Genomic DNA, 16,069 nt, shown 5'->3' with positions numbered 1-16,069 from the left:
ATCAGTCCGCGTCGTCCGCGCCATCCGCGCGCGGGCGTGCCGTCTTGCCGGAGCGCAGGCGCTGCAGGAAGGCGTAGACCTGCGGGTTCTGCTTTATGAGGCGTTTCGTGCCGGTCTTGGCCCGGTGCAGCGCGGCGACCGTCGCCCCGGCAACCGTCGTCGGCCAGAGCAGGTCGTGCTGCCGCGTCTCGATCGTGCACCAGGAGCGCTTGTAGGGCTGGTCGCCGATGCCGAAGTCGAACAGGCGCACGCCCTCGCCGCACAGTTTCCGGATGGCAAGGTAGAACAGGAATTCACCGGGGCTGGCATCCGCGGCGATCGTGTCGTCGATCGAGCCGAACTGGCAGATCACATGGTCGCCCTTGCGCGACAGGCCGGCAATGGCGGCAATCCGGCCGTCGTTCCCGCCCTTGAGGCGCACGGCATGGAGTTGCAGCGGATAGCTGCCATCCGCCTCGGGCACCGACACCAGCCGGCGGAAGAAATCCCGCGTGTCCTCGTCGCGAAAGACGTCGGGCAGGCCCATGGCGTCGAAACGTGCGGCCTTCTGCTGGAAGAAGGTTTCCAGCAGCGCCCGGCTCTCCCTGCCGGCCTCGGCGATGACGTATTCGTAGCCGCCAAGCGCCATCAGGCGGCGCTCGGAGGAGCGGAACTTCTTGCGGCGGCGGCGGGCGTTGACCTGCGCCAGCGTGCGCTCGAAATCGGGGAAGAGCTCGATCTGGAAGGCGGAATTCTGGTTCAGCACCGCGGGAAGATCGGAAAAGGGGCTCGCCTCGGCGCGCCAGTCCAGCGGCATGTTCTCAAGTAGGAAGATGTCGCAGTGGCGGGCAAGCTGCCCCCGCACCGTGTCCAGCGCCTGCCGGAGGCGTGGCGGGGCGGCGAGGGCGCGGAAATCCCGCGAGTAGAGACCCGTATTGATGTTGCTGAACGGGGCGGCGAGGAAGCGGGCGATGCGGATCGGCCCGCGGCGCACGATTTCGAACGGCAGCAGGAGATGCGTGCGCCCGCCGGAAAGGCCCTCGACGATCAGCAGCCGGCAGGCATGGCTTTCCGCCCAGGCGCGGCACCAGTCGTAGCTCTGGTGGAGCGAAAGCGGGTTGTCCGTTTCGAGCGCCCGCCAGCAGGCCTCCAGCGGTTCCATCCGCTCGTGCAGGCGGATCGACAGCGGCAGCGTCGAGCGGGTATGGTCGTCGCCGGCCGCCGGCGCCAGACCGCCGCGTGTGCGGTCGCGTTCGGACGGCATGATCTGGAAATGGAGTTGCATCGCTCCCATGGCCTGGCCTTCGTGCATTCGGTTGCCGCAGCGACACAATAGGCGTCAGGCCTGCGCAATTGGTTTAAATCCGCTGACGCCGGCCCGTATGCCCCGGGAAATCGGCCAGCGCGGTTAGCAAGTCGATAACGAGAGCGGCGGGTGATGCACCCCGCCGGCAGGAGGGACCCATGCAGACCTGGCGGCCGCCGCAGAAGATCCATGTGAAGGTGCTGGGCCTTGCCTGGCACGGCGGCCGGCTGCTGGCGGCGGAAGTGACGCGCGACGACGGCACGGTCAAGGGCGTGCGCCCGCCCGGCGGCTCCATCGAATTCGGCGAAACGCGGGAGGAGGCGCTCGCCCGCGAGTTCCGCGAGGAGTTCGGCTGCGAGATCGCCATAGACGGCCCGTGGACGACCTTCGAGAACCTCTACTGGCATGAGGGCGCGCAGGGTCACGAGTTCATTTTCGCCGCGAACATCTACCTGCTCGACGAAAGCCTCTATCGCCGGCCCGAGATCACGCTCGTCGAGCATGACCGCTCGCTCTGGACGGCACGCTGGTTCTACCCGCTCGCGCTGCCGGCCGGCGTGGAGCTTTATCCCGCCGGCCTTGCCGCCCATCTTCAGACATAGCCTATTCGTCGCGCGGCTTGCCCGGCTTTTCCATCCACTTGATGATCAGCATGGCCGGCAGGATCCACAAAAGGCCGGTCACGGTGAAGTAGAGAAGGTGGACGTACCATGGCGATTGCCCGAGCGTGGCGGCGGCGACGGTGGTCGCGACCAGCGCATAGACGAGCACGAGGATGATGATCAGGATCGTGCCGACCAGTTTTCTGAGGCGAGGGGGCATGGGCAGTCTTTCACTTCGGTAGCGGCAAAATGGCGCGACGGCATGCCGCAAAGGTTCGGGCCTTGTTTTGCACGGGCCGGTCAGGCAAATCAACGCCACAGTCGTTCCGGCTGAAGCCGCGCGCGCGGTTTTGCCGGAAGGACGCGAGAAAGGAACCGGAATGGCGGGCCGCCCGCCGCTCCGGAAAAGGAGCCGAGACGATGAGCGCCACGACCGCGACCGCATACCGCAGCCACAGTGACACGGACAGGACCGACCGCAACCGCCGCCAGGTGCGCCGGTGGCTCGGCTTCGTGCTGTTCACGCTGTTCGTGCTGGTGCTGGTGGGCGGCGCGACGCGGCTCACCGAATCCGGCCTTTCCATCACCGAATGGAAGCCGATCCACGGCATTGTCCCGCCGATCGGCGACAAGGAGTGGCAGGAGGAGTTCGACCTCTACAAGCGCATTCCGCAATATCAGCAGATCAACAAGGACATGACCGTCGAGGAGTTCAAGACGATCTTCTGGTGGGAATGGGCCCACCGGCTGATCGCCCGCTCCATCGGCTTCGTCTTTGCCGTGCCGCTCGCCTTCTTCTGGCTGACCGGCCGGATCGAGAAGAAGCTGCGCTGGCCGCTCGTCGGCCTTCTGGCGCTCGGCGGTTTCCAGGGGTTCATCGGCTGGTGGATGGTCACATCCGGCCTTGCCGAGCGGGTTTCCGTCAGCCAGTACCGGCTCGCCACGCACCTTACCATCGCCTGTCTGATCTTTGCCTGGACGACATGGCTGATGCGGGCGCTTTCGCCGCACAGCGACGACGCCGCGCCGACGGACGGTTCCCGCCGGATGGCCGGCATCATCGCCTGCATGGCGATCTTCCAGATCTATCTCGGCGCCCTCGTCGCCGGCCTAGACGCCGGCCTCACCTACAACACCTGGCCGCTGATGGACGGCGCCGTCGTGCCGGGCGGCCTCTTCGTGCAGCAGCCCTGGTGGATCAACCTCTTCGAGAACCCGAAGACGGTGCAGTTCGTCCACCGCATCGGCGCCTACGTGCTCTTCGCGCTCGTCGCCATGCACATGATCGCCTCGCTGCGCGCCGCCCCCGAAACGACGCATGCCCGCCGCGCCCTCGTGCTGTTCGGCCTCGTCTGTCTCCAGGCGATGATCGGCATCCTCACGCTCCTCTGGCAGGTCCCGCTCGGCTGGGCGCTGGCCCACCAGGGCGGAGCGCTGGTCGTGCTCGGCTTCGCGGTCGCCCATTGGCGCGGGTTCCACGGGGAAATGGAACGGTCGTGACTTGAAGCGTCACCTCTTATATAATCCCGAGGGTTTTATAGAAGAGGTGTGCCATGGCACTCAGCCTGAAGGATGCGGAAACGGATCGGCTCGCCCGCGAAGTGGCCGCCTTGACCGGTGAGAGCCTGACGACGGCGATCCGCAAGGCGCTTGCCGAGCGCCTCGAACGGGAACGCCGCCGCCGCGGCCAGCCGTCCGACCTGAAACGCCGCCTGCATGCGATCGGTGCCGCCTGCGCGGCGCTGCCCGACAGGGACGGCCGGTCCGCGGACGACATCGTCGGCTATGATGACGACGGGCTCTGGTGATGGTCATCGACACCTCGGCGCTCGCGGCCGTGCTGTTCCAGGAAGATGACGCGGCGATCTTCGAAGAGGTACTGGCAACTGGCGGGCGATGCCTGATTTCCGCCGTCACACGCGTCGAAGCCACCTGTGTGGTCGAAGGACGAAAGGGCGAAGAGGGGCGTGCCGCGTTGGAGGCGCTGCTGGATGCGGTGAGCGCCGAGACCGTCTCGGTCGATGGCGCCCAGGTCAATCTCGCCATTGCCGGCTTTCGTGCCTATGGCAAGGGGAGGCATCCGGCCGGCCTGAATATCGGCGACTGCTTTTCCTACGCGCTCGCAAAGGCTCTCGACGAGCCCTTGCTGTTCAAGGGCAACGATTTCGGCCTGACGGATATACGCTCCGCGCTTGCCTGAGGCGAACTCATGCCTTCAGCATCAGGTCCATGTTCTGCACGGCGGCGCCCGATGCGCCCTTGCCGAGATTGTCGAGCAGGGCGACGAGATTGACATGCGGCGCGCCGGCGGTGCCGAAGACGTAGAGCTTCATGCGGTCCGTATCGGCCAGCTCAACGGCGTTGACGCGGGCGAGGTTGGCGCTTTCCTTGAGGTCCACCACCTCGACGATGTCCTGGCCGGCGTAATGCGCGGCCAGCGCCTCGTGGATCGAGCCGAGCGAGGCGTGGTCGTTGAGGTCCGCAAGATAGAGCGGCACCTGAACGATCATGCCCTGCGGGAACTTTCCGACGGAGGGCGAGAAGAGGGGCGCGCGGGAAAGCAGGCCGTGCACCTGCATTTCCGGCACGTGCTTGTGCTTGAGCGTGAGACCGTAGAGGAAGTGCGGCGCGTCGATGGGATCCGGATGGCCGGCCTCCTCCATCTGCGCGATCATCTGCTTGCCGCCGCCCGTATAGCCAGAAACGGCGTTGACCGTGACCGGATAGTCCTCCGGCAGCAGGCCGGCAAGGCGCAGCGGGCGGAGGAGCCCGATGGCGCCCGTCGGGTAGCAGCCGGGATTGGCGACATAGCGGGCACCGGAGATCTTCTTCGGCTGTTCGCGATCCATCTCGGCAAAGCCATAGGCCCAGTCCGGGTTGACGCGATGCGCCGTCGAGGTGTCGATGATGCGGACGGAATTGTTGCCGGCGACCATGGCGACGGCCTCCTTCGCCGCATCGTCGGGCAGGCAGAGGATGGCGACGTCGGCACTGTTCAGGAGGTCCTCGCGCAGCCTGGCATTGCGGCGCTCGGCCTCGGGGATCGAGAGGAGCTCGACATCATCGCGGCCGGCCATGCGTGTGCGGATCTGCAGGCCCGTCGTGCCGTGTTCGCCATCGATGAAGATCTTCGGTTTCATCTGCAATCCAATCCTGTGAGAAGCCTGCCGCAATTCCGGCAAGACCCTGTCGCGGCCTTGCGTCCGAACGTGCGGAAAAGAGAATTTCCGGCCCGATATAACTCCTCGGCCCGTCGCATTCAATGCGGCGCCGTCAGCGCCGCTCGGCCAGCTTTGCGGCGTGAAGCCCCAGCATGTACATGGCGATGCTGGAGCCGGCGATGGCCGTGATGTCCGCATGGTCATAGGCCGGCGCGACCTCGACCACATCCGATCCGACGATGTTCAGCGCACCGAGCTTGCGCAGGACCGACAGGATTTTCGCGCTCGACGGACCGCCGGAGACGGGCGTGCCGGTGCCGGGCGCGAAGGCCGGGTCGAGGCAGTCGATATCGAAGGTGAGGTAGGTCGCCCCGTCCCCGACATGGTGGACGATCGCATCGGCGATCTCGCCGGCGGTCATCTCCTCCACGTCATAGCCGTAGAGGATGCGGATGCCGCAATCCTCCGGCGCATGGGTGCGGATGCCGATCTGGATCGAGGTCTCGGGATCGATCAGCCCCTCGCGCACCGCCGTGCCGACGAAGGAGCCGTGGTCGATGCGCCCCTTCTCGTCCGCCCAGGTATCCTGGTGGGCGTCGAACTGCACGAGGGAGAGGGGGCCGTATTTTTCCGCATGGGCGCGCAGGAGCGGCAGCGTGATGAAATGGTCGCCGCCGAGCGTCAGCATGTAGGCGCCGGATTTGAGGATCTTCCTCGCCTCGCGCTCGATGGTGCCGGGCGTTTTCTGGTGGTTGCCGTAGTCGAGCAGGCAGTCCCCGTAGTCGATGACGGCCATGTCCGCGAAGAGGTCGCGCTCGAAGGGATATTGCGGGTCGTTGTCCATGATCGCCGAGGCGCGGCGGATGGCCTGCGGCCCGAAGCGCGTGCCGGGCCGGTTGGAGGTCGCGGCATCGAAGGGAATGCCCCAGACGACCGCGTCGACATCCTTCAGGATTTTCGTATAGCGCCGGCGCATGAAGGAGAGGATGCCCGCATGGGTCGGGTCCGAGGCGGCGCTCTTCAGCGTCCTCGCCGTGATGGCATGGTCGATCGTCTTGTTGGCCATGAATGATCCCTCCGAATGTGGCGGGACGTTCGCCAATCGCGATCCTGAAGGCAAGGGAATTTTGGGGGCAGGGAAGCGAAAGATGTGGTGGCGAATCGTTCGATGGAACCGGGGTCGCCCCTCATCCAGAAACGAAAAGGCCGGGGTGAACCCCGGCCTTTCCTGAAAACCATGTCGTCCGAGCGATCAACGCTTGGAGAACTGGAACGAACGGCGGGCCTTGGCCTTGCCGTACTTCTTGCGTTCGACGACGCGCGAGTCGCGGGTCAGGAAGCCTCCCTTCTTGAGGACCGAGCGCAGGCCCGGCTCGAAGTAGGTCAGCGCCTTGGAGATGCCGTGACGAACGGCACCGGCCTGGCCGGAAAGGCCGCCGCCGGCGACGGTGGCGTCGATGTCGAACTGGCCGTCACGGGCCGCCGCGACGATCGGCTGCTGCAGGATCATCTGCAGGACCGGGCGGGCGAAATAGGCTTCGAACGACTTGCCGTTGACGGTGATCTTGCCGGAGCCCGGCTTGACCCACACGCGGGCGACAGCGTCCTTGCGCTTGCCGGTGGCGTAGGAACGACCCTGGGCGTCAACCTTCTTGACGTGAACCGGGGCGGAAGCGGCCGGAGCTGCAGCAGCGACGCCGAGGTCCTTGAGCGAGGAGAGGTCGGCCATTATCAGGCGCTCCTTGTGTTCTTGCTGTTCAGCTTGGCGACGTCGAGGGCGACGGGCTGCTGGGCTTCATGCGGGTGGTTGGCGCCGGCGTAGACGCGCAGGTTCTTCATCTGGCGACGGCCGAGGGGACCGCGCGGAACCATGCGTTCGACGGCCTTTTCGAGGACGCGCTCCGGGAAGCGGCCTTCGATGATCTGGCGAGCCGTACGCTCCTTGATGCCGCCCGGGTAACCGGTGTGCCAGTAGTACTTCTTGTCGGAGTACTTCTTGCCGGTGAAGACGACCTTCTCGGCGTTGATGACGATGACGTTGTCGCCGTCATCGACGTGGGGCGTGAAGGTTGCCTTGTGCTTGCCGCGCAGGCGGTTGGCGATGAGGGTAGCGAGGCGACCGACAACGAGGCCTTCGGCGTCGATGAGGATCCACTTCTTTTCTACCTCGGCGGGCTTCTGTACGAAGGTTGCCATGGGAGATGTCTTTCTTTTGCGATCCCGAGGTTTTGAGGCGACGGGCGTTTCTTGTTGCTTGGTTTGGCCCCTTGCGGGTGCCAAAAATCGAACGCGGCCCGTGGGGACCGCGATCTGGAGCGGTTTATAAGCGAGAGCCGACGGGACGTCAAGGGACGCCACTCGGTGGCCGTCAAAGATAAATAAGCAAAAACAATATGTTATAGAAGGGGTATTTCGATACCACAAATTATCGCGGCGGAATCGAATAGGTCGCGGTGGCATGCGCCACCAGATCCGCGGCATCCTCGCCGAAAATCGACGCCTCGATCACCGCCAGCCGCTTGCCGAGCTTGAGCAGCCGGCAGGTGCAGGTGAGGGGGCCGGGTTCGGGCCTCCGCAGGAAGTTGATGTTGAGATTGGTGGTGACGGCGAGCGCCACGGGGCCGATATGCGCCAGCACCACGCAATAGGCCGCGACATCGGCCAGCGCGAACAGGGTGGGGCCGGAGACCGTGCCGCCGGGGCGCAGATGCCGCTCGTTCGGCGCGAGCCGCATGACGACCGTGCCTGGCCCCACCTCGGTCACGTCGAAAACCTTTCCATCCGTATGGATCTGCGGAAAATCGGTTTCGAGGAACCGATTCAGGGCGTCCCGGTCCATGATGGGGGTCAGGGTCATGGTTTCCTCCTCCGCCTGCCTGGCGTTTACAGACCGATTTGCGCCGAGGGGCAAGCCCTCTCAAAGTCTATGTCGACCAACTTGAAACGGGGTGCGGTGAAGCGTAGGACGCTGTGGAAAGCTCACAAGGGAGGCGATCATGGCGGATGTGGTGTCGTTCAGGAAAGAGGAGCCGGCCGGGCTGGTGCGCATCGAACGGCATGAGCCGATCCTCAGGATCACACTCAACAACCCGCCGGCCAATGTTCTCTCCATCGCCGTCATGGAGGCGCTCGGCGAGGCGCTCGATGCGGCCGCGGGCGACGAGGCCATCCGCGTCGTCGTGCTCGCCTCGACCGGAAAGGTGTTTTCCGCCGGCCACGACCTCAAGGAGATGACCGCCCGCCGCGGCGATGCGGACGGCGGGCGCGCCTTCTTCGAGAAGACCATGCGCATGGCGGCGGATATCATGCTGAAGATTGCCGCGCTGCCGCAGCCGGTCGTCGCCGAGATCGACGGGCTCGCCACGGCCGCCGGCTGCCAGCTCGTCGCCAGCTGCGACCTTGCCATCTGCACCGACACCTCCGCCTTCTGCACGCCGGGCGTCAATATCGGCCTGTTCTGCTCGACGCCGATGGTCGCCGTCACCCGCGCCGCCCATCCCAAGCAGGCGATGGAGATGCTGCTCACGGGCGAGACGATCGACGCCTCCACCGCCAAGGATTTCGGCCTCGTCAACCGCATCGTGCCGCAGCAGTACCTGCGCCAGGTCGTCGACAAATATGCCGCCGTCATCGCCTCCAAGTCGCCGCAGGCGCTGCGCATCGGCAAGGTCGCCTTCCGCGCCCAGGCCGGCCTGCCGCTTGCCGAAGCCTATGACATCGCCGTCGCGACGATGGTCGACAACATGCTGGTCGATGACGCGAAGGAGGGGATCGGCGCATTCCTCGCAAAGCGCATGCCGGAGTGGAAATAGCCCTTCAGCCGTAGTGGTAGCGGCAGGCGGCGATTTCCAGCATCTGGGCCTGGCCGCTGCCGCTCACGCGGTAGACCAGCCGGTGCTCGTGCGTGATCCGGCGTGACCAGAAGCCTTTCAGCTCCCCGCGCAGCGGCTCGGGCTTGCCGAGGCCGGAAAACGGTTCCCGCCGGCATTCCTTGATCAGGCCGACGATCTTCTCCGCGGTCTTGCGGTCCGTTTCGACCCAATAGGTGAAATCGGCCCAGGCTTCCGGAGAAAAGCAGATCTTCATTCGCCGGTGACGGTCAGCTCATCGAGCGTTCTTGTCTCGCCCTTGCCTGCATCGAGCGATTGGATCGAGCGCAGCAGATGCGCGCGGTTCGCCGGGCCGGCGGTAAGGTACATCGTCTCTTTCCAGCTCTCGAAATCGGCGAGCGACATGACGACCATCGGCTCGCGGTTCTGCCGCGTGACGATCAGTTCGTCCCGGTCGGCCTCGACGCTGTCGAAGTGCTTGGCAATGTTCGCGCGCAGTTCGGAAAGGCTGACGACCTTCATGCCGGTGTCCTCTGTACAATAATACGTACATACACTCTGCGGGCGAGGATTTCAATCCTCAAGCCAGCTTCAGCACCAGCACGCCCGTCGCGATCACGGCACTGGCGATGTAGCGCCAGATGCTGGCCCTCTCCTTGAGGATGAAGACCGAGATGAGGAGGGCGAAGAGGATGGCGGTTTCGCGCAGCGCGGCGATGGTGGCGACCGGCGCCTTGGTCATGGCCCAGAGGGCGAGGCCGTAGGAGGCGATGGAACCGGCGCCGCCGAGGAGGCCGCGCACCCAGTTGCGGCGCACATGCGTCCAGACCGGCCTGCTGCCGCGCCGCGCGACCGCCCAGCCGAAGAGCAGGACCGGCGGCAGCAACGACATCCACAGCGTGTAGGAAACCGCATTGCCGGAAACGCGCGCGCCGGCGCCGTCGACGAAGGTATAGGTGGCGATGACGGCGGCGTTCGCCAGCGCATAGGTGATGGCCCGGCGGCTGCCATGACGCGATTCGAAGGCGAGCGTCAGCACGCCGACGGAAATGACCAGCACGCCCGCCATTGCGCCCGGTGTCAGGTGCTCCCCCAGGACGAGGCCGCTCGTCATGGCGACAAGAAGGGGCGCGGCGCCCCGCATCAGCGGATAGACGAGGCCGATATCGCCGGCCCGGTAGGCGGCGGCGACGAGCTGGAAATAGGCGAATTGCAGGACGGCCGAGGTGAGCACGAAGGGCCAGGCCGCCGGATCGGGCATGGGCACGAACGGCAGGAAGGCAAGGCCGACCATGCCGCCGCCGAGCGAGACCATGGCCGCGTCGAGCGACTTGTCCGTGCCGGATTTGACGAGGGCATTCCAGACGGCATGAAGAGCCGCGCCGAACAGCACGAGAAAAAGAATGTCTAGCGGCAATCCGGGACCTCGAAGGGGCAGGCCATTGGGGGAGGAGCGTGGTCCTTCATCGGCGCAATTTCGCCGATTTGCAATCGGGATACTGGCAGGATTTTCGGCAAAATGCGCCCTGGCGGCGGCAAAATGACCGAAGCTGATCCGCAATGGCACAATCGGCGCGCGAATGCCGGCCCCGGTGCGGTCGTCTTCTTTAAGGTTCTGCGCTAGCCTGGAAGGCAGGAAGACATGTGAGAGACGGTTGCGAACGCCGGAGGAGGCAGCGATGAACCACGATCACTATCCCGACAGCTACATCCGCCACATTCTCAAATCCGTGCACACGATCGCCGTGCTCGGCGCCTCGCCGAACGATGCGCGGCCGAGCCATGGCGTCATGGGTTTCCTGCTCGGCAAGGGCTATCGCGTCATTCCCGTCAATCCCGGCCACGCCGGAAAGACCATCCTCGGCCAGAAGGTCTACGCGCATCTTGCCGATATCGCCGAGCCGATCGACATGGTCGACGTCTTTCGCGCGGCAAGCCAGTTCGGTGCCGTCGTCGACGAGGTGCTGGCGCTCGATCCGCTTCCCGCCGTGCTCTGGGGCCAGTTCACGGTGCGCGACGATGCCGCCGCCGCGCGGGCGGAGGCCGCCGGCATCCAGGTGGTCATGGATCGCTGCCCGGTGACGGAATATCCGGTGCTGATGCTCAAGGCCTCCTGAGCGCCGCGCATATTGACTTCACGCAACGTTACCCCAATTCTCCGGCAGCAAAACGGGGTAGCCGCATGAACCACGATTCCTATCCGGACTATTACATCGCCGACATCCTGCGCTCGACCAAGCTCATCGCGCTCGTCGGCGCCTCGCCCAATCCGGAGCGCCCCAGCCACCGGGTGATGGCCTTCCTGCTGCGCAAGGGCTATCGGGTCATCCCGGTCAATCCCGGCCAGGCCGGCAAGGAGATCCTCGGTCAGCCGGTCGTCGCCCGTCTGGCCGATATCGTCGAACCCATCGACATGGTCGATGTCTTCCGCGCGGCGGATGCGCTCCCGTCGGTCGTCGAGGAGGTGCTGGCGCTGAACCCGCTGCCCAGGGTCATCTGGGGCCAGCTCTCGGTGCGCCATGACGCGGCGGCGGCAAAGGCGGAGGCGGCCGGCATCAAGGTGGTCATGGATCGCTGCCCGGCGATCGAATATCCCCGCCTCGTCGCCTGAGGTTTTCAGGCGGCAAAACGTCTGTTGCCGCGCCTGTGCCTTTTTCCGGAAAATCTTTCTTTGACCGGCTCTTACCACTCTGAAATAGTGCGCCCGACTTTAGCCAGGGAGGCCATTTCATGACGCAGAACAAGCCCGGATTTGCAACGCTCGCCATCCACGCCGGCGCCCAGCCGGACCCGACGACGGGCGCGCGCGCGACGCCGATCTACCAGACCACGAGCTTCGTGTTCAACGACACCGACCACGCCGCCTCGCTTTTCGGCCTCCAGGCCTTCGGGAACATCTACACCCGCATCATGAACCCGACCCAGGCGGTGCTGGAAGAGCGCGTCGCGGCGCTCGAAGGCGGCACGGCGGCGCTCGCCGTCGCCTCGGGCCATGCCGCCCAGCTCCTCGTCTTCCACACGATCATGCGCCCGGGCGACAACTTCATCGCCGCGCGCCGGCTCTATGGCGGCTCGATCAACCAGTTCGGCCATGCCTTCAAGAGCTTCGACTGGCATGTGCGCTGGGCCGATACGGCCGACCTCTCCTCCTTCGAAAGCCAGATCGACGACAAGACCAAGGCGATCTTCATCGAGAGCCTGGCAAACCCCGGCGGCACCTTCGTCGATATCGCGGGTATCGCCGAGATCGCCCATCGCCACGGCCTGCCGCTCATCGTCGATAACACCATGGCGACGCCCTATCTCGTGCGCCCGCTGGAGCACGGCGCCGACATCGTCGTGCATTCGCTGACCAAGTTCATGGGCGGCCATGGCAATTCCATGGGCGGCGTCATCGTCGACGGCGGCACCTTCGACTGGACGGCCTCCGGCAAGTATCCGATGCTGTCCGAGCCGCGGCCGGAATATGCCGGCATCGTGCTGCATGCCACCTTCGGCAACTTCGCCTTCGCCATCGCCTGCCGCGTTCTCGGCCTGCGCGATTTCGGCCCCGCCATCTCGCCCTTCAATGCCTTCCAGATCCTGACCGGCATCGAAACCCTGCCGCTGAGGATGCAGCGCCATTGCGACAATGCGCTCGCCGTCGCCAAGTGGCTGAAGGGCCACGACAAGATCTCCTGGGTCACCTATGCGGGCCTCGAGGACGATCCGAACCATGCCACCCAGCAGCGCTATTCGCCCAAGGGCGCCGGCGCGGTCTTCACCTTCGGCCTCAAGGGCGGCTACGAATCGGGCAAGCGCTTCGTCGAGGGCCTGGAAATGCTCTCGCACCTCGCCAATATCGGCGACACGCGCTCCCTCGTCATCCACCCGGCCTCCACCACCCATCGCCAGCTCAGCGAGGAGCAGCAGGTCGCCGCCGGCGCCGGCCCCGACGTCGTGCGCCTGTCGATCGGCATCGAGGACGTCGCAGACATCATCGCGGATATCGAGCAGGCGCTGGCCAAGGCATAGACGGGCCAGGGCATAAACGGGATTGCCCTTCATCCGGCCTGCCGGCCACCTTCTCCCCGCAGGCGGGGAGAAGGAAACACGCGGAGCGCTTTTCCCGTTCGTTGTCTGCATTGCTTGAGGAAACCGGTGCATCATCCCTTCGCCCCGCTTGCGGGGAGAAGGGGGCGGCAGCCGGATGAGGGGCATCTGGCTCAGGAAGGAACGGACAGCCTTATGACCAAGATACGCGATTTCGACATTGAGGGCATCGAGCCCGAGACGGGCCGCCCGGCCGCCGACCGGCTGATCGCTGGCGATCCGGTCTTCACCACCTGGAACATCGAGGAGGCCGATGGCGGCATCTATGCCGGCATCTGGCAGTCGACGCCGGGAAAATGGCGCATCCAGTACGACGAGTGGGAGTATTTCCATATCCTCGAGGGGCGCTCGATCGTGGTTTCGGAAAATGGCGAAACGACGCACCTGAAGGCCGGCGACCGCCTGATCCTGAGACCCGGCTTCAAGGGAACCTGGGAAGTCGTTGAAACGACTCGCAAGGACTACGTCATCCGCGTCTAGGATTTCGCCCGCAAGGCTTTTGTCAAATCGGGCGGCGGGTGAGCCCCAATCTTATGCAGGGGCTAGGATGCCGCCTGTAGAGGGAAAAAATTGGCCAAGATAGTCGCGAGGCCCAGCGTCCCTGCGAGCGAGAAGCATATGAAGCCGTACGTGTCGAACGGCTGCTTCAATCGTAGTCTGCTGCGTCCTGAACACGCTTGATAGAGCAGGAAGCCAGTCAAACAGACCAGAACAATGGTGACGGCTGTATGTGGCGGTTGGGCAAAAAGGCCCACTTGGCCGAGCCCGGTGAGAGGTAACGGAACGCCAATAGCGAAGCCCAGCAGCATGCTGCCAATCCAGGATGGCTCGCGACCAGAGGGAGATAGAAAGAAGCGTAGCGCGCCGCCGCCGACCGACGTCAGAACAACCAGGCCGAGGTACGGTAAAGAAAGACCCGATGCTAAATTGTCCTGACCCATGGATGTCGTGAACAATACCCAAAGTGCAACACTGGCGGCCACGAGCGCCGGGAACGTCCACTCATCGCCGCGCGACCTCAGAAAGCCGGAGGCGAGCGTGGCGAGGGGAACGAGCAGATAGACCGCGACGAAGATCGCGCCGATGAGGACGAGATTGTTATCGTGTGCCACTCAGCGCCTCACCATTCCAGCTCCAGCGCCTCCAGCCCGTGGAAGTGGTAGACATCCTTCACCACGGGCTTCTGCGCGATTCTTAGTCCCGGCAGGCGCTGAAAGAGGATCGGCAGGGCGATGTTGAGCTCCAGCCGGGCGAGCGGGGCGCCGATGCAGAAGTGGATGCCGGCGCCGAAGGAGAGGTTGGCGCCCTCGTTGCGGTCCGGCTTGAAGACGAGGGGATCGGTGAATTTCCTCGGGTCGAGATTGGCGGCCGCGAGGATCATCGCCACCTTGTCGCCGCGGCGGAAATGGATGCCGTCGAGTTCGACATCCTCCAGCGCGAAACGGTCGAAGATGTGCACCGGCGCGGAGATGCGCAGGCATTCCTCGACCGTGCGCTCCGTCGCCTTCCCGTCGGCGAAGAGCACGGAAGGATCGGCGCCGTTTTCCAGGATGGTGCGCACGGCATTGCCGATCTGGTGCACCGTCGCCTCGTGGCCGGCATTGAGCAGCACGATGGTCGTGGAGATCAGCTCGTCCTCGGTCAGGAGCTGGCCGCGGTGCTCCGTATGCACCATGTGCGAGAGCAGGTCGTCGCGCGGGTCCGCCCGGCGCTCGGCGATGACGCCGCGGACATAGGCGGAGAATTCCTCGGCCGCCCTGTCGGCCGCGATCTCGTCCGCGTGGGTGCGGCCGAACATGTACATGCGCACATAGGCATGCGACCATTTCAGGAGCTGCGGCCCCATCTCGTCGGGAATGCCGATCATGCGGGCGATCATCGTCACCGGCAGGATGTCGGCGAAGGCGGTGAGCAGTTCGACCTTCCCGTCCTTCTCGAACCGGTCGATCGCCTCGTGGCAGAGCGCGGAAATCTCCGGCGTCAGCTTCTCGATCATGCGCGAGACGAAGGCGCGGTTGACGAGGGTGCGCAGCCGCGTGTGTTCCGGCGGCTCCAGCTCCAGCAGCGACCAGGCTTCGGCGGCGTCGAAATGCGTCAGGTGCGGCTGCGGCTCCGGCAGGCCCAGTTCCTCGCGCGTCGCCACATGCAGGATCTGCCGGCCGAAGCGGCGGTCGCGCAGGAGGCCGTTCACATGGTCGTAGCCGGTGAAGTACCACATCTTCTGCTCTTCCCACCAGAAGGTGGGACAGTGCGCATGCAGCGCCGCGTAAACCGGGTTCGGATCGCGGTAGAAATCGGGATTGCGGCCGTCGAGCGAGACGCGGCGGCTGGCGGGATCGATGGAGAGGAAGGGGAAGTGTGTCGTCGTCATGATCGATGGGTAGCGCATACCGGCGTCGGGTGAAACCGGAATTTGATTTATCCAAAGCAATGGACTAAGTTTATCGGACTAAGTCCATGGGGAAGGCGATGCGTACGGTCAACATCCATGATGCGAAGACCAACCTTTCACGCTTGGTCGAGCAGGCGGCGAAGGGGGAAAGTTTCGTTATCGCCAAGGCGGGAAAGCCGATGGTCAAAGTCGTGCCGCTCGAACCGGTGGGGGAGGGCAAGACGAGCCGTTTCGGCTTTCTGCGCGGGGAGTTGACGGTTCCCGACGATTTCGACCGGATGGGCGAGGATGAGATCGCCCGGCAGTTTTCCGGTGAAGAATGAAGCTCCTCATCGATACGCACCTGCTGCTCTGGGCGGCGTCGAGCCCGGAGCGCCTCAGCGAGGCCGCGACGGCGCTTATGGCGGATCCGGAAAACACCCTCTATTTCAGCGTCGCGAGCCTCTGGGAAGTGGTCATCAAATCGAGCCTCGACCGCGAGGATTTCCAGGCGGACGCCGCGCGGCTGCGGCGCGGCCTGGTCGATAACGGTTACGTCGAGTTGCCGATCATCGCCGGCCATGCCATCGCCGTGGCGGACCTGCCGCACCTGCACCGCGATCCTTTCGACCGCATCCTCATCGCGCAGGCGAAACATGAGGGCCTGCTGTTGCTGACGGCGGATGCACGCGTTGCCGACTATGGCGGACCTGTCCGCCTCGTCTGAC

At 64.9% G+C, this 16,069-nt stretch carries 23 protein-coding genes; 11 read left to right on the top strand and 12 right to left on the bottom strand.

Translation table 11 applies throughout. The annotated features are described in order from the left end of the window. Position 1: 1 nt before the first annotated feature. The gene (locus MUU56_RS03325) at positions 2–1,273 is read right to left on the bottom strand and encodes a GNAT family N-acetyltransferase (RefSeq protein ID WP_244765875.1); all 1,272 of its coding nucleotides are present in this window, start codon (positions 1,271–1,273) and stop codon (positions 2–4) included. Between the two features lie 170 nt (positions 1,274–1,443). Between MUU56_RS03325 and MUU56_RS03320 the strand changes: the two genes are divergently transcribed. Continuing rightward, on the top strand, positions 1,444–1,887 hold the full coding sequence (locus tag MUU56_RS03320) for an NUDIX hydrolase (protein WP_244765874.1): 444 nt from the start codon (positions 1,444–1,446) through the stop codon (positions 1,885–1,887). A 1-nt stretch (position 1,888) separates the two neighbouring features. On the opposite strand, the gene MUU56_RS03315 is transcribed toward MUU56_RS03320, so the two are convergent. Continuing rightward, complete coding sequence (locus tag MUU56_RS03315) at positions 1,889–2,107, bottom strand: DUF2842 domain-containing protein (protein WP_244765873.1); 219 nt, start codon at positions 2,105–2,107, stop codon at positions 1,889–1,891. Between the two features lie 200 nt (positions 2,108–2,307). On the opposite strand from MUU56_RS03315, the gene MUU56_RS03310 reads away from it, so the two are divergent. From MUU56_RS03310 to MUU56_RS03300, 3 genes are read left to right on the top strand one after another with little or no spacing between them, the layout of a single operon-like run. Next, complete coding sequence (locus tag MUU56_RS03310) at positions 2,308–3,387, top strand: COX15/CtaA family protein (RefSeq protein WP_244765872.1); 1,080 nt, start codon at positions 2,308–2,310, stop codon at positions 3,385–3,387. Between the two features lie 53 nt (positions 3,388–3,440). Next, positions 3,441–3,695 (top strand): type II toxin-antitoxin system VapB family antitoxin, encoded by a 255-nt coding sequence (locus tag MUU56_RS03305; protein WP_244765871.1) that lies wholly within the window; start codon positions 3,441–3,443, stop codon positions 3,693–3,695. Next, the gene (locus MUU56_RS03300; protein ID WP_244765870.1) at positions 3,695–4,087 is read left to right on the top strand and encodes a type II toxin-antitoxin system VapC family toxin; all 393 of its coding nucleotides are present in this window, start codon (positions 3,695–3,697) and stop codon (positions 4,085–4,087) included. The genes MUU56_RS03305 and MUU56_RS03300 overlap by 1 nt, the downstream gene beginning before the upstream one ends. 7 nt (positions 4,088–4,094) lie before the next feature. Here MUU56_RS03300 and argC read toward each other — a convergent pair whose 3' ends face one another. The 5 genes from argC to MUU56_RS03275 all read right to left on the bottom strand — a co-directional run bounded on the left by argC (position 4,095) and on the right by MUU56_RS03275 (position 7,905). Beyond that, positions 4,095–5,027, bottom strand: coding sequence for an N-acetyl-gamma-glutamyl-phosphate reductase (argC, locus tag MUU56_RS03295; protein ID WP_244765869.1), 933 nt, complete (start codon positions 5,025–5,027; stop codon positions 4,095–4,097). 133 nt (positions 5,028–5,160) lie between these two features. Beyond that, positions 5,161–6,114 (bottom strand): agmatinase, encoded by a 954-nt coding sequence (speB, locus tag MUU56_RS03290; RefSeq protein ID WP_244765868.1) that lies wholly within the window; start codon positions 6,112–6,114, stop codon positions 5,161–5,163. A gap of 186 nt (positions 6,115–6,300) precedes the next feature. Next, complete coding sequence (gene rpsI / locus MUU56_RS03285; RefSeq protein ID WP_023513728.1) at positions 6,301–6,777, bottom strand: 30S ribosomal protein S9; 477 nt, start codon at positions 6,775–6,777, stop codon at positions 6,301–6,303. A gap of 2 nt (positions 6,778–6,779) precedes the next feature. Continuing rightward, positions 6,780–7,244 (bottom strand): 50S ribosomal protein L13, encoded by a 465-nt coding sequence (rplM, locus tag MUU56_RS03280; RefSeq protein ID WP_064329732.1) that lies wholly within the window; start codon positions 7,242–7,244, stop codon positions 6,780–6,782. 229 nt (positions 7,245–7,473) lie between these two features. Next, entirely contained in the window at positions 7,474–7,905 is a 432-nt protein-coding gene (locus tag MUU56_RS03275) for a PaaI family thioesterase (protein WP_244765867.1), read from the bottom strand. Positions 7,906–8,044: 139 nt separating this feature from the next. Here MUU56_RS03275 and MUU56_RS03270 point away from each other — a divergent pair, with 139 nt between their 5' ends. Then, entirely contained in the window at positions 8,045–8,860 is an 816-nt protein-coding gene (locus MUU56_RS03270; protein ID WP_244765866.1) for an enoyl-CoA hydratase, read from the top strand. A 4-nt stretch (positions 8,861–8,864) separates the two neighbouring features. Here MUU56_RS03270 and MUU56_RS03265 read toward each other — a convergent pair whose 3' ends face one another. The 3 genes from MUU56_RS03265 to MUU56_RS03255 are packed head-to-tail and all read right to left on the bottom strand — an operon-like array spanning position 8,865 to position 10,295. Then, positions 8,865–9,134 carry a Txe/YoeB family addiction module toxin gene (locus tag MUU56_RS03265; RefSeq protein ID WP_244765865.1) on the bottom strand — a complete coding sequence of 90 codons (270 nt, stop codon included), beginning with the start codon at positions 9,132–9,134 and terminating at the stop codon, positions 8,865–8,867. Continuing rightward, entirely contained in the window at positions 9,131–9,400 is a 270-nt protein-coding gene (locus MUU56_RS03260) for a type II toxin-antitoxin system Phd/YefM family antitoxin (protein ID WP_244765864.1), read from the bottom strand. Before MUU56_RS03260 ends, MUU56_RS03265 begins: the two co-directional genes overlap by 4 nt. A gap of 58 nt (positions 9,401–9,458) precedes the next feature. Beyond that, on the bottom strand, positions 9,459–10,295 hold the full coding sequence (locus MUU56_RS03255; RefSeq protein ID WP_244765863.1) for an EamA family transporter: 837 nt from the start codon (positions 10,293–10,295) through the stop codon (positions 9,459–9,461). A gap of 262 nt (positions 10,296–10,557) precedes the next feature. On the opposite strand from MUU56_RS03255, the gene MUU56_RS03250 reads away from it, so the two are divergent. The 4 genes from MUU56_RS03250 (at position 10,558) to MUU56_RS03235 (ending at position 13,450) form a co-directional block, all read left to right on the top strand. After that, positions 10,558–10,995, top strand: coding sequence for a CoA-binding protein (locus MUU56_RS03250; protein WP_244765862.1), 438 nt, complete (start codon positions 10,558–10,560; stop codon positions 10,993–10,995). 65 nt (positions 10,996–11,060) lie between these two features. Then, on the top strand, positions 11,061–11,489 hold the full coding sequence (locus MUU56_RS03245; protein WP_244765861.1) for a CoA-binding protein: 429 nt from the start codon (positions 11,061–11,063) through the stop codon (positions 11,487–11,489). A gap of 119 nt (positions 11,490–11,608) precedes the next feature. Beyond that, entirely contained in the window at positions 11,609–12,892 is a 1,284-nt protein-coding gene (locus tag MUU56_RS03240) for an O-acetylhomoserine aminocarboxypropyltransferase (protein ID WP_244765860.1), read from the top strand. A 213-nt stretch (positions 12,893–13,105) separates the two neighbouring features. Next, positions 13,106–13,450 carry a cupin domain-containing protein gene (locus MUU56_RS03235; RefSeq protein WP_244765859.1) on the top strand — a complete coding sequence of 115 codons (345 nt, stop codon included), beginning with the start codon at positions 13,106–13,108 and terminating at the stop codon, positions 13,448–13,450. 62 nt (positions 13,451–13,512) lie between these two features. On the opposite strand, the gene MUU56_RS03230 is transcribed toward MUU56_RS03235, so the two are convergent. Both MUU56_RS03230 and MUU56_RS03225 read right to left on the bottom strand, forming a co-directional pair. Beyond that, complete coding sequence (locus MUU56_RS03230; RefSeq protein WP_244765858.1) at positions 13,513–14,082, bottom strand: hypothetical protein; 570 nt, start codon at positions 14,080–14,082, stop codon at positions 13,513–13,515. A gap of 8 nt (positions 14,083–14,090) precedes the next feature. Next, positions 14,091–15,359, bottom strand: coding sequence for a cytochrome P450 (locus MUU56_RS03225; protein ID WP_398431715.1), 1,269 nt, complete (start codon positions 15,357–15,359; stop codon positions 14,091–14,093). 80 nt (positions 15,360–15,439) lie between these two features. On the opposite strand from MUU56_RS03225, the gene MUU56_RS03220 reads away from it, so the two are divergent. Next, on the top strand, positions 15,440–15,685 hold the full coding sequence (locus MUU56_RS03220) for a type II toxin-antitoxin system Phd/YefM family antitoxin (protein ID WP_244766006.1): 246 nt from the start codon (positions 15,440–15,442) through the stop codon (positions 15,683–15,685). Beyond that, positions 15,682–16,068: a type II toxin-antitoxin system VapC family toxin gene (locus MUU56_RS03215; RefSeq protein WP_244765857.1), complete on the top strand. Its 387-nt coding sequence runs from the start codon at positions 15,682–15,684 to the stop codon at positions 16,066–16,068. The genes MUU56_RS03220 and MUU56_RS03215 overlap by 4 nt, the downstream gene beginning before the upstream one ends. The last annotated feature ends 1 nt before the right edge of the window (position 16,069 follow it).

It is taken from the genome of Shinella yambaruensis (assembly GCF_022899355.1).
Taxonomy (GTDB): Bacteria; Pseudomonadota; Alphaproteobacteria; order Rhizobiales; family Rhizobiaceae; genus Shinella; species Shinella yambaruensis.
The sequence above is the reverse complement of the archived record's forward strand: the minus strand, read 5'-3'. Positions and strand labels throughout refer to the sequence as shown.